Below are 3,838 nucleotides of genomic sequence, written 5' to 3' on the forward strand. Positions count from 1 at the left end.
GTATGCATACTAGCCTATCAATACGGAGGCATTCTGACGGATTTGCTAGTACCAACTAACGGGGCTTTAATAGCCATCATTGCCCTAGCTGGTATCAAATACAACCAATGGATTAAGATCATCATCAAACCAACACTGTTAATAATAATCATCGCAATACTAGCCATTATTACAGCGGTATAAATTGGCTATCAGTAAGCGGATAGCTAACATAGTTATCTGTTAACCAACGGAGATATTTGATAAGGCAGTTGCAGTCCATACATTTATAGAAACTTGAAAACCTCTACCATGAAATCATTATTCCTACTCCTTATCCTTTGTTGGGCGGCAGTATCCACCAACGCTCAAGCCAAACTCCTAAAGGCCAATGCTTATTTAAATGTCAGAACCGGTCAACTCGTTAGTCCTGCAAACCTAATCATTGAAGACGGACTCATAAAGTTGATAAACCCCCAGTCCATTCCCGATGATATTGAAACTATCGACCTATCTGGTCAAATCCTCTTGCCTGGTCTTATGGATATGCACGTACACTTAGATGCAGACTTTGCTGGAAGCTGGGAATATCTAAGAGGTGAGAGTGCTAGTGATGGAACTGCCCGAGCCATTTATAATGCTGAGAAGACAGTAATGGGCGGCTTCACTACCGTGCGTAATATCGGGCAGGTGCATATTACACTTGATTTAATTGATGTGGCCGTACAACAAGCGGCTGAAAAAGGTTGGATAAAGGCCCCCCGAATAATCCCTAGTGGGCATATGATCAGCATTCAGGGAGGACATGCCGACCTCACGCTGGGGGTGGCTGAAGACCTCATCAATGTCGGACCGGAACACGGAATAGTTAATGGAAAGTACGATGCCATTAAAGCGGTTAGATATCAAATTAAACATGGTGCTAAATTTATCAAAATACACGCGACAGCTGGCATTTTATCCTTGGAAGAATCAGCTGGGGCTCAACAGCTAAGCGATGAGGAGATGAAAGCCGTAGTAGAGGAAGCGGAAAGGCACCATATGAAGGTGGCGGCCCACGCTCACGGAACGGAAGGGATAAAAGCAGCCATCCGCGCGGGGGTGTATTCTATCGAGCACGGTTCGTTGTTAGATGGAGAAGCTATAAACTTGATGAAAGAGCAAAATGTCTACCTAGTTCCAACAGTTGGTACCCACGATAAGATCATGCCTCTCGCGGCACAGATGCCACTGCAAATGCGAACAAAGGCCGAGTACATTATTCCACTGGCTATTCAAAACATTACCAATGCAATCGAAGCCGATGTTAATATAGCGTTAGGCTCAGATGCGCCTATAGTCCCCCACGGAGAAAATGCTTTAGAGCTTTCGGTAATGGTGAAACTGGGTATGTCTACTTTGGAAGCCATTCAGTCAGCCACGATAAACCCAGCCAATATGCTAAATTTAAAAGACCGTGGTGAGATACAAGAAGGACTATTGGCCGATATAATCGCCGTTGAATCTAACCCAGTGGATGATATCAGAGTACTAGAGCGAGTGAACTTTGTAATGAAAGGCGGGCAAGTTTATAAGAACCAAGAGTAAGTCAGATAAAAACTGCTTTAAGTTTTAGCTTGATATGTTCCGCCTTAGACGAGTATGTGTAAAAATAATAACTATAACAGATTGGTATTCATTAGTTTTTATTGGCAAAAGGAATAAGACTTTTCTCGGCAATCAGCACCGGACTATCGTATACTGGAATATTATTAAAGCTATACCCCCCGGCATTTTGACTGATTGATGCTGCGGGAATTTCATGAACGCTGCCCGTCCGTAGATCTACCCACACAGGCTCAGAAAAATTTCCCTTTGGAAAATCAAGATCCAATACAATCTTGCTATTATCGTTACTGGGAGTTTGTCCGTCTATCCAAACAACCACCGCCTGCTGCTTCTGGTCCAGAGATTCGTAGGCGAAGACTGATAACGAAGAATCAGTTGCCACTTGGTGGGGATAATCCGCTATCCGGCGAAGCTGATCGTCGAAAATCGCGGTCACGTTTTGGTAGGAACCGTACGATTGCTTACGCGCTACAAAGTTGCGATCCAAATCAGATTTTATTAGTCCCTTCGTATTGCGTTTCGGAGAATCCATCAGCTTTTCGTGATCGTGCGTATACACAATATCGATAATCAGGAAGTAGCTAGAAGGGATATCGCGCCCCAGGTCGCCCATCATTTTGCGAACCACCCACTTGGCCTGCGATAGTTCGGTCCAGGGATAGTTGCGCAGGGCGTAGATACTTTGGTTCTCCGAAGGGCAACCCAGCTCCCCCTGCCGTAGCGTGATGCGGTCTGAATAGGTATCAATAACTTCTCGCAATTGTTCGTAGCGTGGGTACACGTCCGAGGGGTTGTAGGTGTAGCCGTGCACGGTGATGTCGTCTACCAGATCGAGCTTATTCTGCTGTTGCAGGGTGTTTAAAAAGGTATCGATAAATTTTTGCCCTCGCTCACCCGTACTGGCGATTGAAAGCGCGTAGAGCGTAGCGTCGGGAATGATAGAGCGGATGATTTCCGCCGTACGTACGTACAAGGCGGTGTAGTCTTGTGCCGAATTTTTCCCTTTGTTGTCGGGCTCATTCCAGACCTCCCAGATCTTCACCTTGTCCTTATAACGCTGAGCCATAGCCCTCACCCAATCGTCCCAGGCGGCCAGGGCCACGTCGGAAGTGGGAAACCCGGCACTCAGGTGGATACCACCACCTCCTTCGTAGATAGGATTGCCGTAGGAAGTTTGCAGCCAGGGTTCTACCCCTTCGGCTAGTGCGTGCTCGATTGCCTCATCGAGCCACGCAAAGTGATACACGCCCTTCTCCGGTTCGCACTTGGCCCAGCCACCTTGTAACCGTATTTGCTTGGTACCCAATGGCCCCAGATGGTCCTTCCAGCTATCGAAGTCTACCAGATCGCGATCCATTGTCTCCGCGCCAATCGACCAGTTATTCGCGGTAATATCGCGGGCGTGACGTGATTGCACCTGTCCCAGGTACGGAAACTCAACATCGGTCGTATCCTGAGCGTGAAGTGGAATAGATAAGATGAATCCCAGCACGATGGCTAAAAAGTTTGCTAAAAATACGTTGAAAATAGTGCGGTTAGTGATCATAGAGTATATAGTGTTGATTTTATTTCTAGTAACATGACTGTGGTAGTTACACCCCCGGACACGATAAAAATCCCCCGTCTGTAATGACATTGTATCTTAGGGACAAAAAAGAGATTAAATGAAGATACACAAAAATGCTCAGTTGACGGTGAAGCAACGCCAGTTAATTCAACAGCTTTATCACGATGGGCAAGCCAAGAAAAGTGAATTGGCTCGGCGTTTCAACGTCAACCGAAAGACGATTGATCGTTGGGTGAGGCGGGATAGTCCTTATGACCGAACTAGTGGACCTAAGCGAGCTATTCGGATCATCACTACAGAATATCGGCAGGCGATCATTAGCCATCGGCAAGAGCATCCTACTGATGGCCCGATCACGATTGCGTTCCATTTAAAAGAGGAGTTTCCCGTAGCTAATCGGGGAACCGTGCAACGCGTTCTCCAGCAGGAAGGATTAACCCGCCCAGTGTCACAAGGAGGAAAAAAAAGGAAGGGCTAACAGTAGGAAAGCATAGGGCACAGATGGACTGGCAGCATCTGCCTGCTATCCAAGGAACAGCTGGCTTCAGTTACAAAATTAGTATTATTCATATGAGTACCCGAATCAAGTATAGCGAGATTCCTACCAACTATCATACGCAGACGCTCGCTGGGTTCTTGCAGCGGGCGGTGGAACGGCTACCCCCTTTCTATATAGTTTTCACC

The 3,838-nt window shown here is 46.7% G+C and carries 3 protein-coding genes and 1 pseudogene; 3 read left to right on the plus strand and 1 reads right to left on the minus strand.

The window, feature by feature from the left end; all coding sequences use genetic code 11:
* Both WBA23_RS07910 and WBA23_RS07915 read left to right on the plus strand, forming a co-directional pair.
* A pseudogene (locus tag WBA23_RS07910) lies at window positions 1-183 on the plus strand (YfcC family protein); the annotation flags it as partial.
* Window positions 184-291: 108 nt separating this feature from the next.
* Window positions 292-1,566 carry an amidohydrolase family protein gene (locus WBA23_RS07915; RefSeq protein ID WP_424581734.1) on the plus strand — a complete coding sequence of 425 codons (1,275 nt, stop codon included), beginning with the start codon at window positions 292-294 and terminating at the stop codon, window positions 1,564-1,566.
* Between the two features lie 91 nt (window positions 1,567-1,657).
* On the opposite strand, the gene WBA23_RS07920 is transcribed toward WBA23_RS07915, so the two are convergent.
* Complete coding sequence (locus tag WBA23_RS07920; protein ID WP_424581735.1) at window positions 1,658-3,133, minus strand: beta-galactosidase; 1,476 nt, start codon at window positions 3,131-3,133, stop codon at window positions 1,658-1,660.
* Between the two features lie 118 nt (window positions 3,134-3,251).
* Here WBA23_RS07920 and WBA23_RS07925 point away from each other — a divergent pair, with 118 nt between their 5' ends.
* Complete coding sequence (locus WBA23_RS07925; protein ID WP_424581736.1) at window positions 3,252-3,632, plus strand: helix-turn-helix domain-containing protein; 381 nt, start codon at window positions 3,252-3,254, stop codon at window positions 3,630-3,632.
* Window positions 3,633-3,838: the final 206 nt, after the last annotated feature.

The sequence above is a fragment of the Tunicatimonas sp. genome (assembly GCF_049647865.1).
In the GTDB taxonomy this organism is placed as follows: Bacteria; Bacteroidota; Bacteroidia; order Cytophagales; family Cyclobacteriaceae; genus Tunicatimonas.

What these genes read in the sequence shown, in the direction of transcription:
- WBA23_RS07915 (WP_424581734.1), top strand. Translation starts at nt 292, where the DNA reads ATGAAATCATTATTCCTACTCCTTATCCTTTGTTGGGCGGCAGTATCC.
- WBA23_RS07920 (WP_424581735.1), bottom strand. Translation starts at nt 3,133, where the DNA reads ATGATCACTAACCGCACTATTTTCAACGTATTTTTAGCAAACTTTTTA.
- WBA23_RS07925 (WP_424581736.1), top strand. Translation starts at nt 3,252, where the DNA reads ATGAAGATACACAAAAATGCTCAGTTGACGGTGAAGCAACGCCAGTTA.